Annotated in this window: 18 protein-coding genes; 13 read left to right on the plus strand and 5 right to left on the minus strand. The window is 60.5% G+C overall.

Annotated features, from left to right (window positions below; genetic code table 11):
* From ACYZT5_RS25630 to ACYZT5_RS25645, 4 genes are all read left to right on the plus strand, one after another.
* Positions 1–1,155, plus strand: a complete 1,155-nt coding sequence (locus ACYZT5_RS25630) for a uroporphyrinogen-III C-methyltransferase (protein WP_462047934.1) — start codon at positions 1–3, stop codon at positions 1,153–1,155.
* On the plus strand, positions 1,152–2,390 hold the full coding sequence (locus tag ACYZT5_RS25635) for a heme biosynthesis HemY N-terminal domain-containing protein (protein ID WP_462047935.1): 1,239 nt from the start codon (positions 1,152–1,154) through the stop codon (positions 2,388–2,390). Before ACYZT5_RS25630 ends, ACYZT5_RS25635 begins: the two co-directional genes overlap by 4 nt.
* Before the next feature lie 229 nt (positions 2,391–2,619).
* Positions 2,620–3,171: a disulfide bond formation protein B gene (locus tag ACYZT5_RS25640; protein WP_462047936.1), complete on the plus strand. Its 552-nt coding sequence runs from the start codon at positions 2,620–2,622 to the stop codon at positions 3,169–3,171.
* Positions 3,172–3,347: 176 nt separating this feature from the next.
* Positions 3,348–3,806, plus strand: a complete 459-nt coding sequence (locus ACYZT5_RS25645; protein WP_046045098.1) for an Rsd/AlgQ family anti-sigma factor — start codon at positions 3,348–3,350, stop codon at positions 3,804–3,806.
* A gap of 62 nt (positions 3,807–3,868) precedes the next feature.
* On the opposite strand, the gene ACYZT5_RS25650 is transcribed toward ACYZT5_RS25645, so the two are convergent.
* Positions 3,869–4,534, minus strand: a complete 666-nt coding sequence (locus ACYZT5_RS25650; RefSeq protein WP_462047937.1) for an FKBP-type peptidyl-prolyl cis-trans isomerase — start codon at positions 4,532–4,534, stop codon at positions 3,869–3,871.
* Positions 4,535–4,726: 192 nt separating this feature from the next.
* On the opposite strand from ACYZT5_RS25650, the gene ACYZT5_RS25655 reads away from it, so the two are divergent.
* Positions 4,727–5,854 carry an AlgP family protein gene (locus ACYZT5_RS25655; RefSeq protein ID WP_462047938.1) on the plus strand — a complete coding sequence of 376 codons (1,128 nt, stop codon included), beginning with the start codon at positions 4,727–4,729 and terminating at the stop codon, positions 5,852–5,854.
* Here ACYZT5_RS25655 and ACYZT5_RS25660 read toward each other — a convergent pair.
* A complete protein-coding gene (locus ACYZT5_RS25660; protein WP_462047939.1) occupies positions 5,851–6,315 on the minus strand; it encodes a TIGR02444 family protein in 465 nt (154 codons plus the stop codon). The genes ACYZT5_RS25655 and ACYZT5_RS25660 overlap by 4 nt on opposite strands.
* A 50-nt stretch (positions 6,316–6,365) precedes the next feature.
* Between ACYZT5_RS25660 and ACYZT5_RS25665 the strand changes: the two genes are divergently transcribed.
* The 5 genes from ACYZT5_RS25665 (at position 6,366) to ACYZT5_RS25685 (ending at position 12,138) form a co-directional block, all read left to right on the plus strand.
* Positions 6,366–8,276, plus strand: a complete 1,911-nt coding sequence (locus ACYZT5_RS25665) for an ATP-binding cassette domain-containing protein (RefSeq protein WP_462047940.1) — start codon at positions 6,366–6,368, stop codon at positions 8,274–8,276.
* Positions 8,276–8,857 (plus strand): mechanosensitive ion channel domain-containing protein, encoded by a 582-nt coding sequence (locus ACYZT5_RS25670; RefSeq protein ID WP_462047942.1) that lies wholly within the window; start codon positions 8,276–8,278, stop codon positions 8,855–8,857. Before ACYZT5_RS25665 ends, ACYZT5_RS25670 begins: the two co-directional genes overlap by 1 nt.
* Positions 8,858–8,972: 115 nt before the next feature.
* On the plus strand, positions 8,973–9,605 hold the full coding sequence (locus tag ACYZT5_RS25675) for a LysE family transporter (protein WP_462047943.1): 633 nt from the start codon (positions 8,973–8,975) through the stop codon (positions 9,603–9,605).
* A gap of 149 nt (positions 9,606–9,754) precedes the next feature.
* On the plus strand, positions 9,755–11,653 hold the full coding sequence (locus tag ACYZT5_RS25680) for an FTR1 family protein (protein WP_462047944.1): 1,899 nt from the start codon (positions 9,755–9,757) through the stop codon (positions 11,651–11,653).
* 29 nt (positions 11,654–11,682) lie between these two features.
* Positions 11,683–12,138: a YaiI/YqxD family protein gene (locus tag ACYZT5_RS25685; RefSeq protein ID WP_095126973.1), complete on the plus strand. Its 456-nt coding sequence runs from the start codon at positions 11,683–11,685 to the stop codon at positions 12,136–12,138.
* A gap of 109 nt (positions 12,139–12,247) precedes the next feature.
* On the opposite strand, the gene elbB is transcribed toward ACYZT5_RS25685, so the two are convergent.
* Positions 12,248–12,916, minus strand: coding sequence for an isoprenoid biosynthesis glyoxalase ElbB (elbB, locus tag ACYZT5_RS25690; RefSeq protein WP_462047945.1), 669 nt, complete (start codon positions 12,914–12,916; stop codon positions 12,248–12,250).
* Between the two features lie 115 nt (positions 12,917–13,031).
* On the opposite strand from elbB, the gene ACYZT5_RS25695 reads away from it, so the two are divergent.
* Positions 13,032–14,267 (plus strand): sterol desaturase family protein, encoded by a 1,236-nt coding sequence (locus ACYZT5_RS25695; RefSeq protein ID WP_462047946.1) that lies wholly within the window; start codon positions 13,032–13,034, stop codon positions 14,265–14,267.
* Here the strand turns inward: ACYZT5_RS25695 and ACYZT5_RS25700 are convergent.
* On the minus strand, positions 14,248–14,880 hold the full coding sequence (locus tag ACYZT5_RS25700; protein ID WP_462047947.1) for a DedA family protein: 633 nt from the start codon (positions 14,878–14,880) through the stop codon (positions 14,248–14,250). The genes ACYZT5_RS25695 and ACYZT5_RS25700 overlap by 20 nt on opposite strands.
* 208 nt (positions 14,881–15,088) lie before the next feature.
* Between ACYZT5_RS25700 and hemB the strand changes: the two genes are divergently transcribed.
* Positions 15,089–16,102, plus strand: coding sequence for a porphobilinogen synthase (hemB, locus tag ACYZT5_RS25705; protein ID WP_008150323.1), 1,014 nt, complete (start codon positions 15,089–15,091; stop codon positions 16,100–16,102).
* A gap of 18 nt (positions 16,103–16,120) precedes the next feature.
* A complete protein-coding gene (ppk1, locus tag ACYZT5_RS25710; RefSeq protein ID WP_462047948.1) occupies positions 16,121–18,343 on the plus strand; it encodes a polyphosphate kinase 1 in 2,223 nt (740 codons plus the stop codon).
* Positions 18,344–18,535: 192 nt separating this feature from the next.
* On the opposite strand, the gene ppx is transcribed toward ppk1, so the two are convergent.
* A complete protein-coding gene (ppx, locus tag ACYZT5_RS25715) occupies positions 18,536–20,038 on the minus strand; it encodes an exopolyphosphatase (RefSeq protein ID WP_462047949.1) in 1,503 nt (500 codons plus the stop codon).
* Between the last annotated feature and the right edge of the window lie 4 nt (positions 20,039–20,042).

The raw sequence follows: 20,042 nt of genomic DNA on the forward strand, positions 1-20,042 counted from the left end.
GTGAGCGAAACAGCCTTGCCTAAAGATGACGTCCAGCCAGTGCTCGATGCACCGGTTGAAGCACCGGTTGAAACCGGGCCACCTGCTGCAGTGCAGCGCCGAGGCAATGGGCTGGCAATCGTCGCGCTGTTGCTGGGCGCTGCCGGTGTCGCCGTGGGCGGTTGGGGAGTCTGGCAGGTGCGTCACCTGCAAGCCAATACTCAACAACAGTTGAGTCAGGTCCAGGCATTGAACGATCAGGCGCAGGACCTGAAACTCAATGAACAACGCCTGACTGCTCGCCTGGAACAAATGCCTGCCGCCGAAGAGCTCGACGCGCGCAGTCGTTTGGTCACCCAACTTCAAGGCGATCAGCAACGTTTGAATCAGCGTCTGGAAACGGTTCTCGGCGCCAGCCGCAAGGACTGGCGTCTGGCCGAGGCCGAGCACCTGCTGCGCCTGGCCAGCCTGCGTCTTTCCGCGTTGCAGGACATCAGCAGTGCCCAGGCCCTGGTGCAGGGCGCCGATGAAATTCTGCGCGAACAGAACGACCCGGGTTCCTTTGCCGCTCGCGAGCAAGTGGCCAAAACGCTGGTGGCATTGCGTAGCACCGAGCAGCCGGATCGCACCGGGCTGTTCCTGCGACTGGGGGCGCTGCGCGACCAGGTCATCAGCCTCACCGAGCTGGCACCGGAGTACAAGGATCGTGGTGAATCCCTGCTGGGTCTCACCGCCGATGGCGACGGCGCGAGTCGCTGGGCGCAATGGTGGGATCAGGTCTCGCGCTACATCCGCATCGACTTCAACGCCGACAAGAATGTGCGTCCATTGCTGGCCGGGCAGAGCCTGAGCCAGGTGCGCCTGGCCCTGAGCCTGGCACTGGAGCAGGCGCAATGGGCCGCGCTCAATGGCCAGGCAGCCGTTTACACCCAGGCGCTGGCGGAGGCGCGGGACGTGCTCAAAGGCAACTTCAATCCGGACAACCCTCAGAGCAAAGTGATGCTTGAGCAGGTTGGCGAGTTGAGCAAGCAGCCGGTCACCGTCGTCACGCCAGACCTGACCGGCACGCTGAGCGCGGTTCAGGGGTATCTGGAACGGCGTAATGTCAACGCCGAGGACTCGATCAAGCCGATGGCCAAACCTGCCGCGAACACCGCTCAGGAGGCGACACCATGAAACGCCTCTATGTGATCGTGTTCCTGGTGATCGCCGCTGCTGCCGCGTTGGGGTTGGCGATTGCCGAGCATTCCGGTTACGTGCTGATCGCCTACAAAAGCTTCCGTTACGAATCGAGCCTGTGGGCAACCCTGGCGTTGGTCGCCGTGCTGTGGCTGGTGTTCTGGGGCATCAAGGCGCTAATCGAACTGGTGACAACCTCCGGCGGTGTGGTCAATCCCTGGTCGCGACGCAACCGTAGTCGCCGGGTGCAGGTGGCGATTGAACACGGTCAGCTGGATCTGGCCGAAGGTCGCTGGGCCAGTGCACAGCGTCATCTGCACCGGGCCGCGGAAGCCGAGCGCCAGCCGTTGCTTTATTACCTCGGCGCTGCCCGGGCCGCGAACGAACAAGGTCATTACGAGGAAAGCGACAACTTACTGGAGCGCGCTCTTGAGCGACAGCCTCAGGCAGAGTTGGCAATTGCCCTCAGCCACGCCCAATTACAGACCGACCGCGGCGATACCGAAGGCGCCCTGGTGACCTTGCAAGCCATGCACGAGCGTCATCCTCATAACGTCCAGACCTTGCGTCAGTTGCAGCGCTTGCATCAACAGCGGGGCGACTGGTCGGCCGTGATTCGCCTGCTGCCGGAGCTACGCAAGGACAAGGTCCTGCCACCGGCCGAGCTGGTCGAACTGGAACGCCGGGCCTGGGGTGAGAACCTGTCCCTGGCGGCGCATCAGGAAGAAGACGGGACGGTCGGCTTGCAGTCGCTCAATCGCGCCTGGCAGCAATTGACTTCAGCTCAGCGTCAGGAGCCGCAACTGGTGCTCGCTTATGCCGAGCAACTTCGGCAACTGGGTGCTCAGGTCGAAGCCGAAGAGATCCTGCGAGCGGCGCTCAAGCGCAACTACGACAGTCATCTTGCACGCCTCTATGGCCTCGTTCGCGGCAGTGATCCGGCACGTCAACTGCACGCCGCCGAGAGCTGGCTCAAAGACCATCCGGCCGACCCGAGCCTGCTGCTGACCTTGGGGCGCTTGTGTCTGCAAAGCAGCCTTTGGGGCAAGGCCCGGGACTATCTGGAGAGCAGCTTGCGCATGCAGCGCAATCCGGAAGCCTGCGCGGAACTGGCGCGGCTCCTGGCGCAGCTGGGTGACACCGAGCGCAGCAATCAGTTGTTCCAGGAGGGCTTGGGCTTGTTGGATGAGCGCTTGCTGGCGGCACCGTTGCCAGTTCCTGTTCACGCTTGATGAGTGAATGACGGGTCGCTCGAACGGGCGATCCAGTCGGCTGCAATCTGCCGGGATTTTACCTTTGTAGTCCGTCATCGGCAGAGTCCTACAGAGGACTACACCTAATCCTCTCGTTCCTGTCGGGAATTCCCTACACTTCTGTTGAAGTGTCCCCGCTGGCCTGCCTTGAAAGGCTGGCGCGCTTTCCTCTACCGTAACCGCCTGTCTCTACTGTTACGGAAATGCCATGTCTTTGGCCTGCTCACGCTCCTTGTTTTTCATGGCTTTCATTGCAGGTGCCCTGGCCCTGGGCGTGTCCTATTACCTGGAATATGCGGTCGGCCTCAAGCCTTGCGGGTTGTGCCTGTTGCAGCGGTTTTCCCTCGCGTTACTCACGGGTATCTGCCTGATGGCTTCGGTGCATGGGCCGGGCCGCTTCGGGTCTTTTCTGTATTGGATGCTCGGTCTGCTTTGCAGTCTGGCGGGAACGGTCACGGCATGGCGGCAGGTATTGCTGCAGAGCGATCCAACGCATCAGCTATTGACGTGCTCGCCCAATCTGGCTGTTCAGTACGAGGACCTGCCTTGGTTGTGCCAGGTGACGCACATGTTTAAAGGGGAGGCAGAGTGCGCGGAAATTTCCTGGACACTGTTCGATCTGAGCATTCCTGAGTGGAGTCTGCTGCTCTTCATGGCGATGACGGTTTTAGGTATTTATCAGGTGCTGCGTCTTGTCTGGAAAGCCTGTCAGCGACCGCTCAGCGGCGAGTTGTCACACCGGGCGCTGGCGGGTGATTAAACACTTGTATGAACTTTATCTCCTGCGTACCTTGAAGCCATTGTCGCGCGGGCATAATCTGGCCCGCACGTGTCATTGGAATTATGTTGCTCGATGACGCTCTGCCTGGCCGATTCTTGATTTCAAGTCTGCGACAGGTGTAGGGCAGCATGACCCACAAGGGAAGAGAGATCACCATGCTCGAAAGTTGTCAGAATGCTCAAGAACGTTGGGGTGGAGTGCATCTGCTGATCGATCGCTGGTTGCAGGAGCGTCACGAACTGGTTCGGGCCTACGATGCTCTCGGTGCCAAGCCAGAGGCTTTGGGCGAAAACCGAAAGCCTTTGCAGGAGTTTTGCGGAGTGCTGGTCGACTACGTGTCTGCCGGGCATTTCGAGATCTACGAACAGCTGACCGGCGAAGCCAAGGCGTTTGGTGACACTCGCGGGCTGGAGCTGGCCGAGACGATTTACCCTCGCATCGACGTCATCACCGAGAAGCTGCTCGCGTTCAACGACCTGTGTGATGCAGGTCAATGCGTGGCAGAGAAATTCAAAGAGCTGGGTGGCCTGTTGCACGAACGCTTCGAACTGGAAGACTGCCTGATCGAAGTGCTGCACACCGCTCACAAGGAAGAAGATTCGGTTCAGGCCTGAATCCCTTCCTGCAAGACCTTAAAAAACGGTGCGCTATGCGCGCCGTTTTTCATTTCCGGTATTCAGCTTGTGGCACCGCGCAATTCGACTTCGAATACCAGCGGTGTAAACGGCGCAATCAGGTCGCCGGCACCCTCGGCGCCATAGGCTTCGGCCGATGGAATCACCAGGCGCCATTTCGCGCCGACCGGCATTTGTTGCAACGCGCTGCGCCATCCGCTGATCACGCTGTCGAGACTGAACCACTGCGGCTGACTGTTCTGATCGAACACTGTGCCGTCGGGAAGGCGACCGATATACAGCACCTGGACTTTGCCGTTGGGGCCGGCTTTGGCACCAGCGCCCGGTACCAACTCCGTTAGCAATATTCCATCGGTCAGCTCACGAACGCCCGGTTTGGCTTTTTCCTCGTCGAGAAACGCCCGCTCTTTTTGGAGAGCGATTTCGCTTTGCCCCATGGTTGGTTGCAAGGCGACCTGGGCTTCGTGCTCGGCAAGAATCTGTTCGATCTGCTCATCTTTCAGCGCCAGGGGTTTGCCTTGATAGGCTTGTTGCAAACCTTCGATCAGCGCCTGAAGCTGCAGATCGGGAACCTCCTGGCGCAGGCGTTCGCCGAGGCTGGCGCCCAGGCTGTAAGAGAGATCGTGAGTGTCATTTCCTTTGGTTTTTTCGGCGGCCTGAGCCACGGAAAAAAACACGAACAGTGATAAAAAAAGGTAGCGCGACATGGGCACTCTCCGACCTGAGATGCGAAGGATTATGCCAGTGTGAATGCGCTCAACGGTGAACTGGTTTTGCGCAGGCGAAGAAGAATTTCAATCCGTTGCAACGCAGCGCTTTGGATACTGTCAACATGCCCTAGCGGCGGTAGCAGCAGAGGTCTAGTATGAGCCGCACCCACGTCAGCCAGGAGGTAAATCATGTCGGCCACCAAGAAGCCAGTAAATACTCCGTTGCACTTACTCCAACAACTCTCGGGCAGCTTGCTCGAGCATCTGGAAAACGCTTGTTCCCAAGCCTTGGCTGATGCTGAAAAACTGCTCGCCAAACTGGAAAAGCAGCGCGGAAAAGCGCAGGAAAAGTTGCACAAGTCCCGTACCAAATTGCAGGACGCTGCGGCGGCCGGCAAGGCCAAGGCACAAGCCAAAGCCAAGGACGCGGCGAAGGAGCTTGAGGACCTGCTCGATGCCCTCAAGGATCGTCAATCGGAAACTCGTAGCTACATTCTGCAACTCAAGCGCGATGCTCAAGAAAGCCTGAAATTGGCCCAGGGCGTCGGTCGTGTACAAGAGGCTGTCGGCAAGGCGTTGTCCCTGCGTTCGGCCAAGCCTGCTGCGGCTCCTGCCAAGAAAGCCGCTGCCAAACCGGCTGCTGCAAAAGCACCGGTCAAGCCTGCCACCAAACCGGCCGCCAGAGCACCGGTGAAAGCCGCAGCAAAACCTGCCGCTAAACCTGCAGCGAGAAAACCAGTCGCTGCCAGCGCTGCGAAACCGGCTGCTAAAACGACGGCTGCCAAGCCTGCCGCAGCCAAATCTAGTGCAAGAACTGCTGCTGCCAAACCCGCCGTGGCGAAAACCGCGGCTGCAAAACCAGCTGCAAAAACGGCCGCTAAACCCGCAGCAAGACCAGCAGCCAAAACTGCAGCAGCGAAACCTGCTGCGAAGCCGGCCGCCAAATCTGTCGCGGCTAAAACCGCTGCAAAACCTGCTGCGAGAACCGCGGCCAAACCCGCTGTAAAAGCAGCGGCCAAGCCGGCCGCTAAACCAGCCGCTAAACCGGCAGCCAAACCTGCTGCGGCTAAACCTGCCGCTGCTGCCAAACTGGCCACCGCCAAACCCGCTGCCAAGCCAGCGGCGGCGAAGCCAGCTGCAAAACCAGCAGTGAAAAAACCGGTTGCCGCCAAGCCGGCCGCCGCGCCAGTTGCCAGGCCAGCCAACCCGGCTCCGGCAGCAACGTCTGCTTTAGCAGCAGCCACCTCGACAGCCACGCCAGCGCCAACGCCGGCCGCCGCATCGATCGCAGCAACCACCCCAACCAGCGCTTCCTAAGTGCCGGTTACCGCGACGCGCAGCTGATGCAGCGCGTCGCGGTCCAGGTGGGCGGCGCCTGCCGTCACACCTTCCAGCCAGGCCGATAGATCGGTCGCCTCACCTTGTGGCCAACTCAACGCCGATCGTTCCAGTCGCACCAACAGATGTCGCTCGGCATCGAGCTCCAGTGCCTTCACTTTTTCGCGCAACGTAGTCAGCTCGGCATCCTCAGTCGCGGCGGCTTTCCATTGCATGCGCAATGCTCGCAGCGGTTGCACGACATCGGTATCCCAGGGTTCGGCCACATTGCGAAGTAGCTGCAATCGCTGCTCGTTACAGGCAACGCCCCGCTGTGCCAGCCACAATCCACCGAGCAGCAAGCACACATTCACGCCCGCCGACTGTAATCGCAGGCAGGTGTGTTCAACGCCGGGACGGGCGTAAGTACTAAGGGAAAAGCTCCACAGGTCAGAGGACATAGTGCTACTCGCGCCAGTTGCGAGCGAAGCTGGTAGACTCCGCCGCCATTATGATTCGACTTCAGAACCTGACTTTACAGCGTGGCCCGCAACGTCTGCTAGAAGACGCCGAGCTGACCCTGCACGCCGGCCACAAAGCCGGCCTCATCGGTGCCAACGGCGCCGGCAAATCGAGCCTGTTCGCCTTGCTTCTGGGTGACCTGCACCCGGACTCGGGTGATTGCTTCTTGCCGACGGACTGGCGCATCGCCCACATGCGCCAGGAGATCGATACTCTCGATCGCGTGGCGGTCGACTATGTGCTCGATGGCGACCTGCGCCTGCGCGAGGTGCAACGCGACCTCGCCGCAGCCGAAGCGGCCCATGACGGTGCCGCTCAGGCCCGCCTGCACTCCGAGCTCGACAGCGCCGATGGTTACACCGCCGACGCCCGAGCGCGCAAGTTGCTGGCAGGGCTTGGGTTCACCAACGAGCAAATGGATCGCCAGGTAGGAGATTTCTCTGGTGGTTGGCGGATGCGTCTGAACTTGGCGCAGGCTTTGATGTGCCCCTCGGACCTTCTGCTACTCGACGAACCGACCAACCACTTGGACCTCGACGCCATCATCTGGCTCGAAGAATGGCTCAAAAGCTATCCCGGCACCTTGATGCTGATTTCTCACGACCGGGACTTTCTCGATGCCGTGGTCGATCACGTGGCTCACGTCGATCAGCGCAAGATCACCCTGTATCGCGGTGGTTACAGCGCCTTCGAACGCGCCCGTGCCGAACGTCTGGCCCAGCAACAGCAGGCCTACGAGAAGCAACAGGTGCAACGTGCGCACATGGAAAGCTACATCGCCCGCTTCAAGGCCCAGGCCACCAAGGCCCGTCAGGCCCAGAGCCGGATCAAGGCCTTGGAGCGGATGGAAGAACTGTCCGCCGCCCACGTCGATTCGCCGTTCGATTTCGTCTTCCGCGAATCGGTGAAGATCTCCAGCCCGCTGATTGACCTGTCTGATGCTCGTCTGGGTTATGGCGACAAAGCCGTGCTGGAAAAGGTCAAGCTACAACTGACCCCCGGTGCACGGATCGGTTTGCTCGGCCCGAACGGCGCCGGTAAATCGACCCTGATCAAAAACCTCGCCGGTGAACTCGAGCCGTTGTCCGGTCGATTGACCCGTGGCGAGAACACCGTCGTCGGTTACTTCGCCCAGCATCAGCTGGATTCACTCGACTCCAAGGCCAGCCCGTTGCTGCATATGCAGCGCCTGGCGCCGACCGAGCGCGAGCAGACCCTGCGCGACTTCCTCGGTGGTTTCGACTTCCGTGGCGCGCGGATCGATGAGCCGGTGCTGAATTTCTCCGGTGGCGAGAAGGCTCGCCTGGCGCTGGCGTTAATCGCCTGGGGCCGGCCGAATTTGCTGCTGCTCGACGAACCGACCAACCACCTGGACCTGGAAATGCGTCTGGCGCTGACCATGGCCCTTCAGGAATTCAGTGGCGCGGTACTGGTGGTCTCCCACGATCGCCATTTGCTTAAAAGCACTACCGACAATTTCTACCTGGTGGCGGACGGCAAGGTCGAGGAGTTCGACGGCGACCTGGAAGACTACACCCGTTGGCTGGTGGACTACCGTCAGCGCAACGCCCCGGTCAGCAACACCCCGGTCAATCCGGACAAGACCGACAAGAAGGCCCAGCGCCAGGCCGCTGCTGCGTTGCGTCAACAACTGGCGCCGCACAAGCGCGAGGCTGACAAGCTCGAAGCCGAGCTGGGCAAGCTGCACGAGAAACTGGCGAAGATCGATACCAGCCTCGGCGACAGCGACATTTACGAACCGGCGCGCAAAAACGAATTGCGTGATCTGCTAGCCGAACAGGCCAAGCTGAAGGTACGTGAAGCCGAACTGGAAGAAGCCTGGATGGAAGCGCTGGAGTTGCTCGAAAGCATGCAGGCGGAGCTGGAGGCGTTGTCCTGATGGAAGCCTTCAAGCTGCCATTGCCTGCCGTGTGGATTGAGCCGATCTGGCTCTTCGTGCAAATCTTGCTGATCCTGTTGGCGGGATATGTCGCCCAGCGCTGCGTCGCCAAGTGCCTGACTCGCCTGGGTGAGCGGTATCCGTTTCCACCGCAATTGCTGATGCCGCTGCGCGGTGGTCTGCGCTGGCTGATCATGGGCAGTGCGCTGATCTTCGTACTGGAACGCCTGGGGGTGTCGGCGACGGTGCTCTGGACCGCGTTGTCCGGGTTTGTCGCGGTAGCGGCGGTGGCGTTCTTCGCGATGTGGAGCGTGCTCTCCAATCTGCTGTGCGCGATCCTGATCTTCACCGTCGGCCCGTTCCGCCTCGGTGACGTGGTCGAGTTGGTGGACACCACCGACAAGCCTGGCGTCAAAGGCCGGGTAGTGGCGATCAATCTGCTCTACACCACGCTGATCGAAGCCGAAGAACTCGGCACCGGCAGCGCGATGGTGCAAGTGCCCAACAGCCTGTTCTTCCAGCGCTCGGTTCGACGCTGGCGCGGCAGCGATGTATTCCCTTCCAGCAGTTTCGAAAAGTAGCCGAAATGCCGACCACGCTGGTCGGCAGCTGTACTGTCCTGCAAAAAATCGGTAGTCATCGGCCCAAAGCCGCATTAGCTTAGACGTCTGTCACGAGTCTGAGTCGAGGTGTGCGATGGTGCTTCAAACATGGCTGGCGTTTTTTGCCGCCTGCTGGGTGATCAGTCTGTCTCCCGGTGCCGGCGCCATTGCGTCGATGTCCAGCGGTCTGCGATACGGTTTCTGGCGCGGTTATTGGAACGCCCTGGGCCTGCAACTGGGTCTGGCGTTACAGATTGCTATTGTCGCCGCCGGTGTCGGTGCGATCCTCGCGGCGTCGGCCAGCGCTTTCTATGCGATCAAATGGTTTGGCGTGGCCTATCTGGTTTACCTGGCGGTCAAACAATGGCGCGCGCTGCCCAATGACATGAGCGACGACGCGGCAGTCCGGCAAATCGGCAAGCCGATGGCGCTGGTGTTCCGTGGTTTCCTGGTGAACGTCAGCAACCCAAAGGCGTTAGTATTCATGCTCGCGGTGCTACCGCAATTCATTGATCCGCATGCACCGCTGGTGGCGCAGTACCTGATCCTCGGTGTGACCATGATCTGCGTCGACCTGATCGTCATGGCCGGTTACACCGGGCTGGCTTCCAAGGTGTTGCGCCTGTTGCGCACGCCCAAGCAGCAAAAACGCATGAACCGCACCTTTGCCGGGCTGTTCATTGGTGCGGCGGCGTTCATGGCGACCCTTCGCAAAGCGGTGGTGTAAAACGCTCAGGTACAAAAAAGGCGACCTTCGAGGTCGCCTTTTTCATGGCCCGAACCCGCGCAAATCGCCGGTACTTGCTAACAAAGCTTGAGCGAAACGCATTCGAAGTGAACAATGTGTTACTTCGTATTTCCAATTGAGATTCATTCATGACTGCCCCGTCCCGTTTCCTGGCCTGGCTGGTATTGCCGCTGTTTGCCCTGTGCAGTTTCAACCTGCTGGCCGACACCGTGGAAGGCGCGCCGCAAGCGCTGCATTTGCTCGATTACATCGGCGCGGATTACCCGGAAACGGTGCAAGCGGGCAAGGTCATTAATAAGTCCGAATACCAAGAGCTGCTGGCATCCATCAAGGCACTGCAAGGCTTGATCGCCGCGATGCCGGCCAAACCTGAAAAAGCCGGACTGGAGCAGGGCGTCAGCACGCTGCGCAACGCGATCGTTGCGCGTCAGGACGGCGCAGACGTCGGCCGCCAGGCACGGCAACTCGGCGCCAGGCTGGCCGTGGCCTATGAGGTCAGCCAGGCGCCGATCATTACGCCGGATCCGACCCGTGGTGCGCCGCTGTACGCTCAGCATTGTTCGGTTTGCCACGGCGACGCGGGTGCGGGGGATGGTCCGGCGGGTGTCGGTCTGACGCCACCGCCGTCCAATCTGCGTGATGCGGCGCGGCTGGACCACCTGAGCCTCTACGCGATCTACAGCACCTTGGGCCTCGGAGTCGAAGGCACCGACATGCCAGCCTTCGCCGATCAGTTGGACGATCGTCAGCGTTGGGATCTGGCGACCTACATCGCCAGCTTCAGCGCCGACCCGGCTGCCGCAAAATCCGAAAAGACCTACAACATCGCCGACCTGGCCCGTCAGACCCCCGCAGAAGTGCAGGCCGCCGAGGGGCCGCAAGCGGCGGCGACCTTCCGTGCGCAGCGGGCGCAACCGCCGCAGGTCAAGCGTGGCCCGGCGCAGTTGCTCGACTACACCGCCGCGACCCTGGACAAGAGCATGGCGGCCTACCGTGCCGGCGATCACGATCAGGCCTATGACCTGTCGGTCGCGGCTTATCTGGAGGGTTTCGAACTGGTCGAAAGCTCTCTGGATAACGTCGACGCCAACGTCCGCAAAGACACTGAAAAATCGCTGATGGCGTACCGTCAGTCGTTGCAGGATGGTTTGCCGGTGGCCCAGGCCCAACAGCGTCTGGACGCGGCCAAGGCCAAGTTGAAGGAATCCGCCGGCCTGCTGGGCAGCGATAGTTTGAGTTGGTCCCTGAGCTACATCTCCGGTTTGTTGATTCTGCTGCGCGAAGGCCTGGAAGCGATTCTGGTGCTGGCAGCCATCCTCGCGTTCCTGCGCAATACCGGCCAGCAATCGGCGGTACGCAGCGTCAACGTCGGTTGGGGGCTGGCGCTGCTGGCGGGTCTGGCGACCTGGGCGCTGGCGGCGTACGTGATCGATGTCAGCGGTTCGCAGCGCGAATTGCTGGAAGGTGCGACAGCGTTGTTTGCCGCTGTCATGGTGCTCTGGCTCGGCGTGTGGATGCACGATCGTCGTCACGCAGCGGCCTGGCAGGATTACATCAAGAGCAGCCTGGTGGGCGGCGGTGGGCGTTTCGGGTTTGCGACGCTGGCGTTCTTCTCGGTGTATCGCGAGCTGTTTGAAGTGATTCTGTTCTACGAGACCTTGTGGCTGCAGGCCGGTCCGGCGGGCCATAACGCGGTGTTGGCGGGTGGTGCGACGGCGTTGGTGTTGCTGGTCGGTCTGGCTTGGGTGATTCTGCGTGGCTCGGCGAAGTTGCCGCTGTCGCTGTTTTTCAGCATCAACGCTGGATTGCTGTGTGCGCTGTCGGTGGTGTTTGCCGGGCACGGCGTGAAGGCGTTGCAGGAAGCCGGGATTTTCGGCACCCGGCCGGTGCCATTCTTTGACTTCGACTGGCTGGGCATCCACGCTGATGCGTATTCGCTGAGTGCGCAGACAGTGGCGATTATCGCGATCATCGTGCTGTATAGCCGTAGTCGGTCGGCTGAGAAGCGGCGGGTGCCGGCTTCCTGACCGAGTGATCCTTTAAAAGGAAAAACACAATGCGTGTCTGGATCGATGCCGACGCCTGCCCTCGGGCGGCCAAGGATCTGGTGGTGAAGTTCGCTCTCAAGCGCCAGTTCGAAGTGGTGTTGGTGGCTGGACAGCCGCAGATCAAGCCGGGTTTGGCCCTGGTGAAGCTGATCGTGGTGCCAAGCGGTCCGGATGCCGCCGACGACTACCTGGTGGAATACGCGGTACCCGGCGAATTGGTGATCTGCAGCGATGTGCCGCTGGCCGACCGTCTGGTGAAAAAGGGCGTTGCGGCGCTGGATCCACGGGGCAAAGAGTTCGATGCGCAGAACATGGGCGATCGATTGGCGGTGCGTAACCTGTTCACCGATCTACGTGAACAGGGGCAGATGAGCGGCGGGCCAGCGCCGTTTGGCGAGCGCGAGAAGCAAGCATTTGCCAATGCGCTGGACCGGATCCTCACGCGGTTATCCCGTTCCCATTGATCATTCCCACGCGCAGCAAAGGAATGCCTCACCGGACGCTCTGCGTCCGCTTTGGGACGCGGAGCGTCCCGGGCTGCATTCCCACGCGGAGCGTGGGAACGATCATGTGTCAGGCGTCGTTTTCGTGGGTCAATTCGAGAACGCGGTCGACCAGTTTGTTGATACCCGAAGCCGCTTCACTGATGCTCTGCGCCAGCATGTACCCCGGGGTGCTGACCAGTTTGCGTGCCTTGTCTTCAACGATGTCAGTTACCGCGCAGTCTGTGTGTGTTGCGCCCATCTTGTTCATGGCGGCTGCTGTGTCGGCGTCGTTGCCGATGGTGCAGGTCACGCCCGGTCCATAGATCTTCGCCGCCAGTGCCGGCGAAATGCAGATCAAACCGACGGGTTTGCCCGCTTCGGCGAACGCTTCGGCCAGGGCCAGGACTTCCGGTTGCACGATGCAGCCGGCGCCCTCGATGGCAAAGTTCGACAGGTTCTTGGCCGCCCCGAAACCACCGGGCACGATTAACGCATCGAAGTCTTCGGCGTTCGCTTCACGGATATCCTTGATGTTGCCCCTTGCGATCCGCGCCGATTCCACCAGTACGTTGCGCGACTCGGGCATTTCTTCGCCGGTCAAATGGTTGATCACCTGTAACTGCGCGATGTTCGGTGCGAAACACTGCACCTGAGCACCCCGCTGGTCCAGACGCAGCAGGGTGATCACGCTTTCGTGGATCTCGGCGCCGTCGTACACGCCACAGCCGGATAGGATCACTGCAATTTTTTTGCTCATGGGCTTTTCTCCAGATTCATGGCGTTAAATGTCCACTAATTTGTCACTCGTTGCCATAGGGTTAATTCGCGGCTACACCTAGCATCTGTCCTCAAGATTCCGATCAGGGCGCGTCATGGACTTCATTCTGTATGCGGTGCCGTTTTTCTTTGTGCTGATTGCCGTCGAACTGCTGGCCGACCGTTGGCGCGGAGTGAGCAATTATCGCGTGGCGGACGCGATCAACAGCATGAGTACCGGCGTGCTGTCGACCACCACCGGCCTGTTGACCAAAGGCGTCGGGCTGGTGACCTATGGCTTTGCACTTGAGCATCTGGCGCTTTTCAAACTCTCGGCCGACAGCGTTTGGGTCTGGGTATTTGCCTTTGCCCTCTACGACTTCTGCTACTACTGGCTGCATCGCATGGGCCACGAACGCAACATCCTCTGGGCGGCGCATTCGGTGCATCACCAGAGCGAGGACTACAACCTTTCCACAGCGCTGCGCCAGACCAGTACTGGCTTCCTGTTGAGCTGGATCTTCTACCTGCCGATGGCCGTGCTCGGCGTGCCGCTGCTGGTGTTCGTCAGCGTCGCCGCGCTGAACTTGCTGTACCAATTCTGGGTGCATACCAAACACATTCCCAAGCTCGGCTGGTTCGAGTGGTTCTTTGTCACGCCGTCCAATCATCGGGCTCATCATGCACAGAACGCTCTCTACATGGATCGCAACTACGGCGGGGTGTTCATTATTTGGGACCGCCTATTTGGCTCGTTCCAGGAAGAGGACGATAACGAACCGGTGATTTTCGGCGTGACCACGCCGCTGGCGAGCTGGAATCCGTTGTGGGCGAACGTGCAGTTCTACGCGCAGCTGTGGGATGACGCGCGGCGTGCGCAAAGTAAATGGGACAAGTTGCGCATCTGGTTCATGCGCACCGGTTGGCGGCCGGCGGACGTGGCGGCCAGGTACCCGATGAACAAGCCCGACCTGACTCAGTTCCGTAAATTCGAGGTGCCACTGGACGGGCGTCAGCAGCTTTACGTCGTGTTGCAGTTTTGCATCTACATCGCGCTGGGCAGCTACTTGATGAACCTGGAGCAGCGTTTGCCGACAGCCGCGCTGGTACTCGGCTGGAGTGCAGTGGCGCTGGGTTTGTTTACGTTGGGCGTGGCCCTGGAGAATCGCCCGTGGGCGCTGAAGCTGGAACTGCTGCGCCTGGCGTCGAATGTGCCGCTGGTGTGGCTGGCACCGGTCGTTGGACTGTGGCCGGCCAGCGCGGTGGGCTGGGTCGGCTTGCTCAGTTACAGCCTGCTCAGTGGTATCGGTCTCTACTGTTGCAGGGGCCGTTTCACTCGACTGGCGTCGTAGGTTTGTTGGTGTTGGCTTGTTCAGCTTTCAAGGCCTGCTCGTCGGCGTAGATCTTCTTCGCCAGGCGGGCGTTCTTGAAGCGTCGGCGCAACCACAGGCAAAAACCCAGTATCAGCAGGGCGCCAAGCACCCACAGCTCGTACTTCTTGACGCTGCCGAGCAGGCCTTCGAGCACCGCGCCGAAGTGATAAGCGGCAGCAGCCAGTGCGGCGGCCCAGATCGCTGCACCAATTCCGTTCAGTAGCAGATAACGTCCCGGCGGATAGCCCGACAGGCCGATCGCCACCGGCATCACTGTGCGCAGGCCATAGACAAAGCGGAAGCTCAGCACCCAGATGTCCGGGTGCCTGCGGATATGTTCCAGCGCCCGGTCGCCCATCAATTGCCAGCGCGGTTTGCGCGCCAGCAACTTGCGGCCGTGCTTGCGCCCCAGGAAATACCACAGCTGATCGCCGGCATAACTGCCGAGGAACGCCACGATCATGACCACCTTGAGGTCCATGTATCCGCGGAACGCGAGGAAGCCTGCGAGCACCAGAATGGTTTCGCCTTCGAAAAACGTGCCGAGAAAGAGGGCGAAGTAGCCGAATTCCTGAAGAAATTGTTGGAGCATTGTCTGGATGCTGGCGAAATGAACGCGCAGCCTAACCCTTCGGCAACATTCATGAAAGTGTCCAAATGTGTCTCGACGTGAACATTTCCTACAAGGACAATGGAATGCGGCTACGTGTCACAGCGCTAAGCACAACTGTCATCTGTTCGTCATAATGGCCGCTTATAACTGTCACGCTCGCCCGCCAGCGCGGGCTCAGGAGTCTGCCGTGAGCTTTACCCCCGCCAACCGTTTGTTTCCAGCAACCCGCCTGCGTCGCAACCGTCGAGATGATTTCTCGCGCCGACTGGTTCGTGAAAACGTTCTGACCGTCGACGACCTGATCCTGCCGGTGTTCGTGCTGGACGGTGAAAACCGTCGCGAAGCGGTGGCGTCGATGCCAGGCGTCGAGCGCCTGACCATCGATCTGTTGCTTGAAGAAGCGGCCAAGTGGGTCGAGCTGGGGATTCCGGCATTGGCATTGTTCCCGGTGACGCCGCCGGAGCTCAAATCGCTGGACGCCGCCGAAGCCTGGAACCCCAACGGGATCGCCCAGCGCGCCACCCGCGCGTTGCGTGCGCAGTTCCCGGAACTGGGCGTAATCACCGACGTCGCTCTGGACCCGTTCACCACCCATGGTCAGGACGGTATCCTCGACGAAGAAGGCTACGTGCAGAACGACATCACCGTCGACGCACTGGTCAAGCAGGCGCTGTCCCACGCCGAAGCCGGCGCTCAGGTGGTGGCCCCGTCGGACATGATGGACGGTCGCATCCAGGCGATCCGCGAAGCGCTTGAACTGGCCGATCACGTCAACGTGCGGATCATGGCCTACTCGGCGAAGTACGCCAGCGCCTATTACGGCCCGTTCCGCGATGCGGTCGGTTCGGCGCTGAACCTGGGCAAGGCCAACAAGGCCTCGTATCAGATGGACCCGGCCAACAGCAACGAAGCCCTGCATGAAGTGGCGGCGGACTTGTCAGAAGGCGCGGACATGGTCATGGTCAAGCCAGGCATGCCGTATCTGGACATCCTTTACCGGGTCAAAGAAGAATTTAAAGTGCCGACCTTTGTTTATCAGGTCAGCGGTGAATACGCCATGCACATGGCGGCGATCCAGAATGGCTGGTTGAGCGAAGGGGTTATCCTCGAATCCCTGACCGCTTTTAAACGTGCAGGCGCCGATGGCATCCTGACTTACTTTGCCGTCCGTGCTGCTCAATTGTTACGAGAGCAAAAATAGCCCTCCCAGGAACATTCGATGAATACCGAAGTGCTCACTGAAGTTGCCGTAAAAGACGCTCAACCTGTAGTGGAGCAAATCGCCGAAACCCCGCCGGAACTAGAGCCTGCTCCACCCGCGGCGGTGGCCGAGCCTTCTGCGGCGGCGCCGGCGATTGCCATTCCCGGCCTGGATGACAGCAGCCTCTACATCCATCGCGAGCTCTCGCAACTGCAGTTCAACATCCGCGTGCTGGAGCAGGCGCTGGACGAGTCCTACCCGTTGCTGGAGCGGCTGAAGTTTCTGCTGATCTTCTCCAGCAACCTGGACGAGTTCTTCGAGATTCGTGTGGCCGGCCTGAAGAAGCAGATCACCTTCGCCCGTGAACAGGCTGGCGCCGATGGCCTGCAACCGCATCAGGCCCTGGCCCGCATCAGCGAGCTGGTACACGGTCACGTCGACCGCCAGTACGCGATTCTCAACGACATTCTGTTGCCGGAACTGGAGAAACATCAGGTCCGCTTCATCCGCCGGCGTCACTGGACCACCAAGATCAAAACCTGGGTGCGCCGCTATTTCCGCGACGAGATCGCGCCGATCATTACCCCGATCGGCCTCGACCCGACGCATCCGTTCCCGTTGCTGGTGAACAAGAGCCTGAACTTCATCGTCGAGCTCGAAGGTATCGACGCCTTCGGCCGCGATTCCGGTCTGGCGATCATCCCTGCACCACGTCTGCTGCCGCGCGTCATCAAGTTGCCGGAAGAGGTTGGCGGCTCTGGCGACAACTATGTGTTCCTGTCGTCGATGATCCACGCTCACGCCGATGACTTGTTCCAGGGCATGAAGGTCAAGGGCTGCTACCAGTTCCGTCTGACCCGTAACGCCGACCTTTCCGTCGACACCGAAGATGTAGAAGACCTGGCCCGCGCCCTGCGCGGCGAGTTGTTCTCCCGTCGCTACGGTGACGCGGTGCGTCTGGAAGTCGCCGACACCTGCCCGAAACAGTTGTCCGACTACTTGCTCAAGCAGTTCAACCTGCACGAGACCGAGTTGTATCAGGTCAACGGTCCGGTCAACCTGACCCGCCTGTTCAGCATCACCGGCCTGGACAGTCAGCGTGAGCTGCAATACATGCCGTTCACCCCGCAGATCCCGAAACTGCTGCAGAACAGCGAGAACATCTTCAGCGTGATCAGCAAGCAGGACATCCTGCTGCTGCACCCGTTCGAGTCATTCACGCCGGTAGTCGACCTGCTGCGCCAGGCTGCCAAGGACCCGCATGTATTGGCGGTCCGCCAGACCCTGTACCGCTCCGGCGCCAACTCGGAAATCGTCGATGCGCTGGTCGATGCTGCGCGTAACGGCAAGGAAGTCACCGCGGTAATCGAATTGCGCGCGCGGTTCGATGAAGAGTCCAACCTGCAACTGGCCAGCCGTCTGCAAGCGGCCGGTGCGGTGGTGATCTACGGCGTGGTCGGCTTCAAGACCCACGCCAAGATGATGCTGATTCTGCGTCGCGAGGCCGGCGAGATCGTGCGTTACGCCCACTTGGGTACGGGCAACTACCACGCGGCCAACGCCCGTCTGTACACCGACTACAGCTTGCTGACCTCCGACGACGCCTTGTGCGAAGACGTCGGCAAACTGTTCAGCCAGCTGATCGGCATGGGTAAAACCCTGCGCATGAAGAAGCTGCTGCACGCGCCGTTCACGTTGAAGAAGGGCATGCTCGACATGATTGCCCGCGAAACCCAGTTCGCCCTCGACGGCAAACCGGCGCACATCATCGCCAAGTTCAACTCGCTCACTGATCCGAAGATCATCCGCGCGCTGTACAAGGCCAGTCAGTCCGGGGTGCGTATCGATCTGGTGGTGCGCGGCATGTGCTGCCTGCGTCCGGGCATCGCCGGGGTTTCGCACAACATCCACGTGCGTTCGATCATCGGTCGCTTCCTGGAGCACACCCGGGTCTTCTACTTCCTCAATGGCGGGGACGAGCAAATGTTCCTGTCCAGTGCCGACTGGATGGAGCGCAACCTCGACAAGCGCGTCGAGACGTGCTTCCCGGTCGAGGGCAAGAAGCTGATCATGCGGGTCAAGAAAGAGCTGGAGCTTTATCTCACCGATAACACTCACAGCTGGAGCTTGCAGGCGGACGGCCGTTACATCCGCAACACGCCGACCGGCAACCAGAACCCGCGCAGTGCCCAGGCCACACTGCTTGAGCGCTTGGGTAGCCCGATTCTTGCGGTTCGATAACGCAAACATCGGCTAATAAAAATGGCGATCCTGCGGATCGCCATTTTTGTTTTCACCGCCGTCCCCTGTAGGAGCACAGCTTGCTGGCGATGGCGCCCGTGAGATCGCCTTCGCCGGCAAGCCGTGCTCCTACAGCGATGGCGCCCGTGAGATCGCCATCGCCGGCAAGCCGTGCTCCTACAGGAGCGTGTTTCAGCGAACGTTAAGCACGAAGCTCACGCGGGTCAGCCATTCCGCTTCGAGGGCGAAGTCGGCTTGGGTCAATTGGTTTTCGTCCAGCCAGTTTTCCGGGAACAACACCTCCAGGCTGTCGCCGTTGGCGTGCAGCACGACCTGAGGCATTTCCTGAGTGCCGCGGATGTGATGGAACAGGATCGCAAAGCGCAGCAGCACGCACAGGCGAATCAGCTTGATGCCGTCATCACCAAAATCGGCAAACCTGTCCCGGGGAATATTGCGGCGGTGACCACGCACCAATAGCGCGAGCATCAGTTGGTCTTCGCGGGAGAACCCGGCCAGGTCCGAGTGCTCGATCAGGTAGGAGCCGTGCTTGTGATACTGATAGTGAGCGATGTCCAGGCCCACTTCATGGACCTTGGCGGCCCAGCCGAGCAATTCGCGCCAGACGCCGTCATCCAGGTCCCAATCCTCAGCCACTTGATCGAAGGCATGCAACGCCTTGCGCTCAACGCGCGCCGCTTGTTCCAGATCGACGTGATAACGCTCCATCAACGAGCTGAGTGTGCGCTCACGGACGTCTTCGTGATGATGACGGCCCAACAGGTCATAGAGCACGCCTTCGCGCAGGGCGCCTTCACAGTGGTCCATGCGTTGCAGTTCGAGTGCGTCGAAGATCGCTTCGAGAATCGCCAGGCCGGCAGGGAAGATCGCCCGGCGGTCAGGCTTGATGCCTTCGAAGTCGATCTTCTCGACGTCGCCGAGCTTGATCAGCTTGCGCTTGAGCCAGGCCAAACCTTGGGCGTTAACCTCGCCCGTGCCATGACCGCCGGCCTTCAGCGCCAGGCCGATGGCGCGAATGGTGCCCGAGGAGCCGATGGCTTCATCCCAGGTCAGGCGGTGCAGCGCGTGTTCGATGCTCATGATCTCCAGCCGCGCCGCCGTGTACGCCTGGGCGTAGCGAGCCGGGGTGATCTTGCCGTCCTTGAAATAGCGCTGGGTATAGCTGACGCAGCCCATTTGCAAGCTTTCGCGCAGCAGCGGTTCGAAGCGCTGGCCGATAATGAACTCGGTACTGCCACCGCCAATGTCGGCCACCAGGCGCTTGCCCGGGGTGTCGGCGAGGGTGTGGGAAACACCGAGGTAGATCAGACGCGCTTCTTCACGGCCGGAGATGACTTCCACCGGGTGGCCGAGAATTTCTTCAGCGCGGCGGATAAATTCGCCACGGTTACGGGCTTCACGCAGGGCGTTGGTGCCAACGATCCGCACGGCGCCTGGCGGCATACCGCTGATCAGTTGGGCAAAACGCTTCAGGCAATCGAGCCCGCGTTGCATGGATTCTTCACTGAGCTGGCGCTCATCGTCGATGCCGGCGGCCAGCTGAACCTTCTCCCCGAGACGTTCGAGAATACGGATTTCGCCGTTCTGGGCCTTGGCCACGACCATGTGAAAGCTGTTGGAGCCCAAGTCGATTGCGGCGATCAGGGACAGATTCTTGGCTTGAGATTGCGGCATGGTC

It is taken from the genome of Pseudomonas sp. LB3P14 (assembly GCF_054898045.1).

What these genes read in the sequence shown, in the direction of transcription:
- ACYZT5_RS25635 (WP_462047935.1), top strand. Translation starts at nt 1,152, where the DNA reads ATGAAACGCCTCTATGTGATCGTGTTCCTGGTGATCGCCGCTGCTGCC.
- ACYZT5_RS25640 (WP_462047936.1), top strand. Translation starts at nt 2,620, where the DNA reads ATGTCTTTGGCCTGCTCACGCTCCTTGTTTTTCATGGCTTTCATTGCA.
- ACYZT5_RS25645 (WP_046045098.1), top strand. Translation starts at nt 3,348, where the DNA reads ATGCTCGAAAGTTGTCAGAATGCTCAAGAACGTTGGGGTGGAGTGCAT.
- ACYZT5_RS25650 (WP_462047937.1), bottom strand. Translation starts at nt 4,534, where the DNA reads ATGTCGCGCTACCTTTTTTTATCACTGTTCGTGTTTTTTTCCGTGGCT.
- ACYZT5_RS25655 (WP_462047938.1), top strand. Translation starts at nt 4,727, where the DNA reads ATGTCGGCCACCAAGAAGCCAGTAAATACTCCGTTGCACTTACTCCAA.
- ACYZT5_RS25660 (WP_462047939.1), bottom strand. Translation starts at nt 6,315, where the DNA reads ATGTCCTCTGACCTGTGGAGCTTTTCCCTTAGTACTTACGCCCGTCCC.
- ACYZT5_RS25665 (WP_462047940.1), top strand. Translation starts at nt 6,366, where the DNA reads ATGATTCGACTTCAGAACCTGACTTTACAGCGTGGCCCGCAACGTCTG.
- ACYZT5_RS25670 (WP_462047942.1), top strand. Translation starts at nt 8,276, where the DNA reads ATGGAAGCCTTCAAGCTGCCATTGCCTGCCGTGTGGATTGAGCCGATC.
- ACYZT5_RS25675 (WP_462047943.1), top strand. Translation starts at nt 8,973, where the DNA reads ATGGTGCTTCAAACATGGCTGGCGTTTTTTGCCGCCTGCTGGGTGATC.
- ACYZT5_RS25680 (WP_462047944.1), top strand. Translation starts at nt 9,755, where the DNA reads ATGACTGCCCCGTCCCGTTTCCTGGCCTGGCTGGTATTGCCGCTGTTT.
- ACYZT5_RS25685 (WP_095126973.1), top strand. Translation starts at nt 11,683, where the DNA reads ATGCGTGTCTGGATCGATGCCGACGCCTGCCCTCGGGCGGCCAAGGAT.
- elbB (WP_462047945.1), bottom strand. Translation starts at nt 12,916, where the DNA reads ATGAGCAAAAAAATTGCAGTGATCCTATCCGGCTGTGGCGTGTACGAC.
- ACYZT5_RS25695 (WP_462047946.1), top strand. Translation starts at nt 13,032, where the DNA reads ATGGACTTCATTCTGTATGCGGTGCCGTTTTTCTTTGTGCTGATTGCC.
- ACYZT5_RS25700 (WP_462047947.1), bottom strand. Translation starts at nt 14,880, where the DNA reads ATGCTCCAACAATTTCTTCAGGAATTCGGCTACTTCGCCCTCTTTCTC.
- ppk1 (WP_462047948.1), top strand. Translation starts at nt 16,121, where the DNA reads ATGAATACCGAAGTGCTCACTGAAGTTGCCGTAAAAGACGCTCAACCT.
- ppx (WP_462047949.1), bottom strand. Translation starts at nt 20,038, where the DNA reads ATGCCGCAATCTCAAGCCAAGAATCTGTCCCTGATCGCCGCAATCGAC.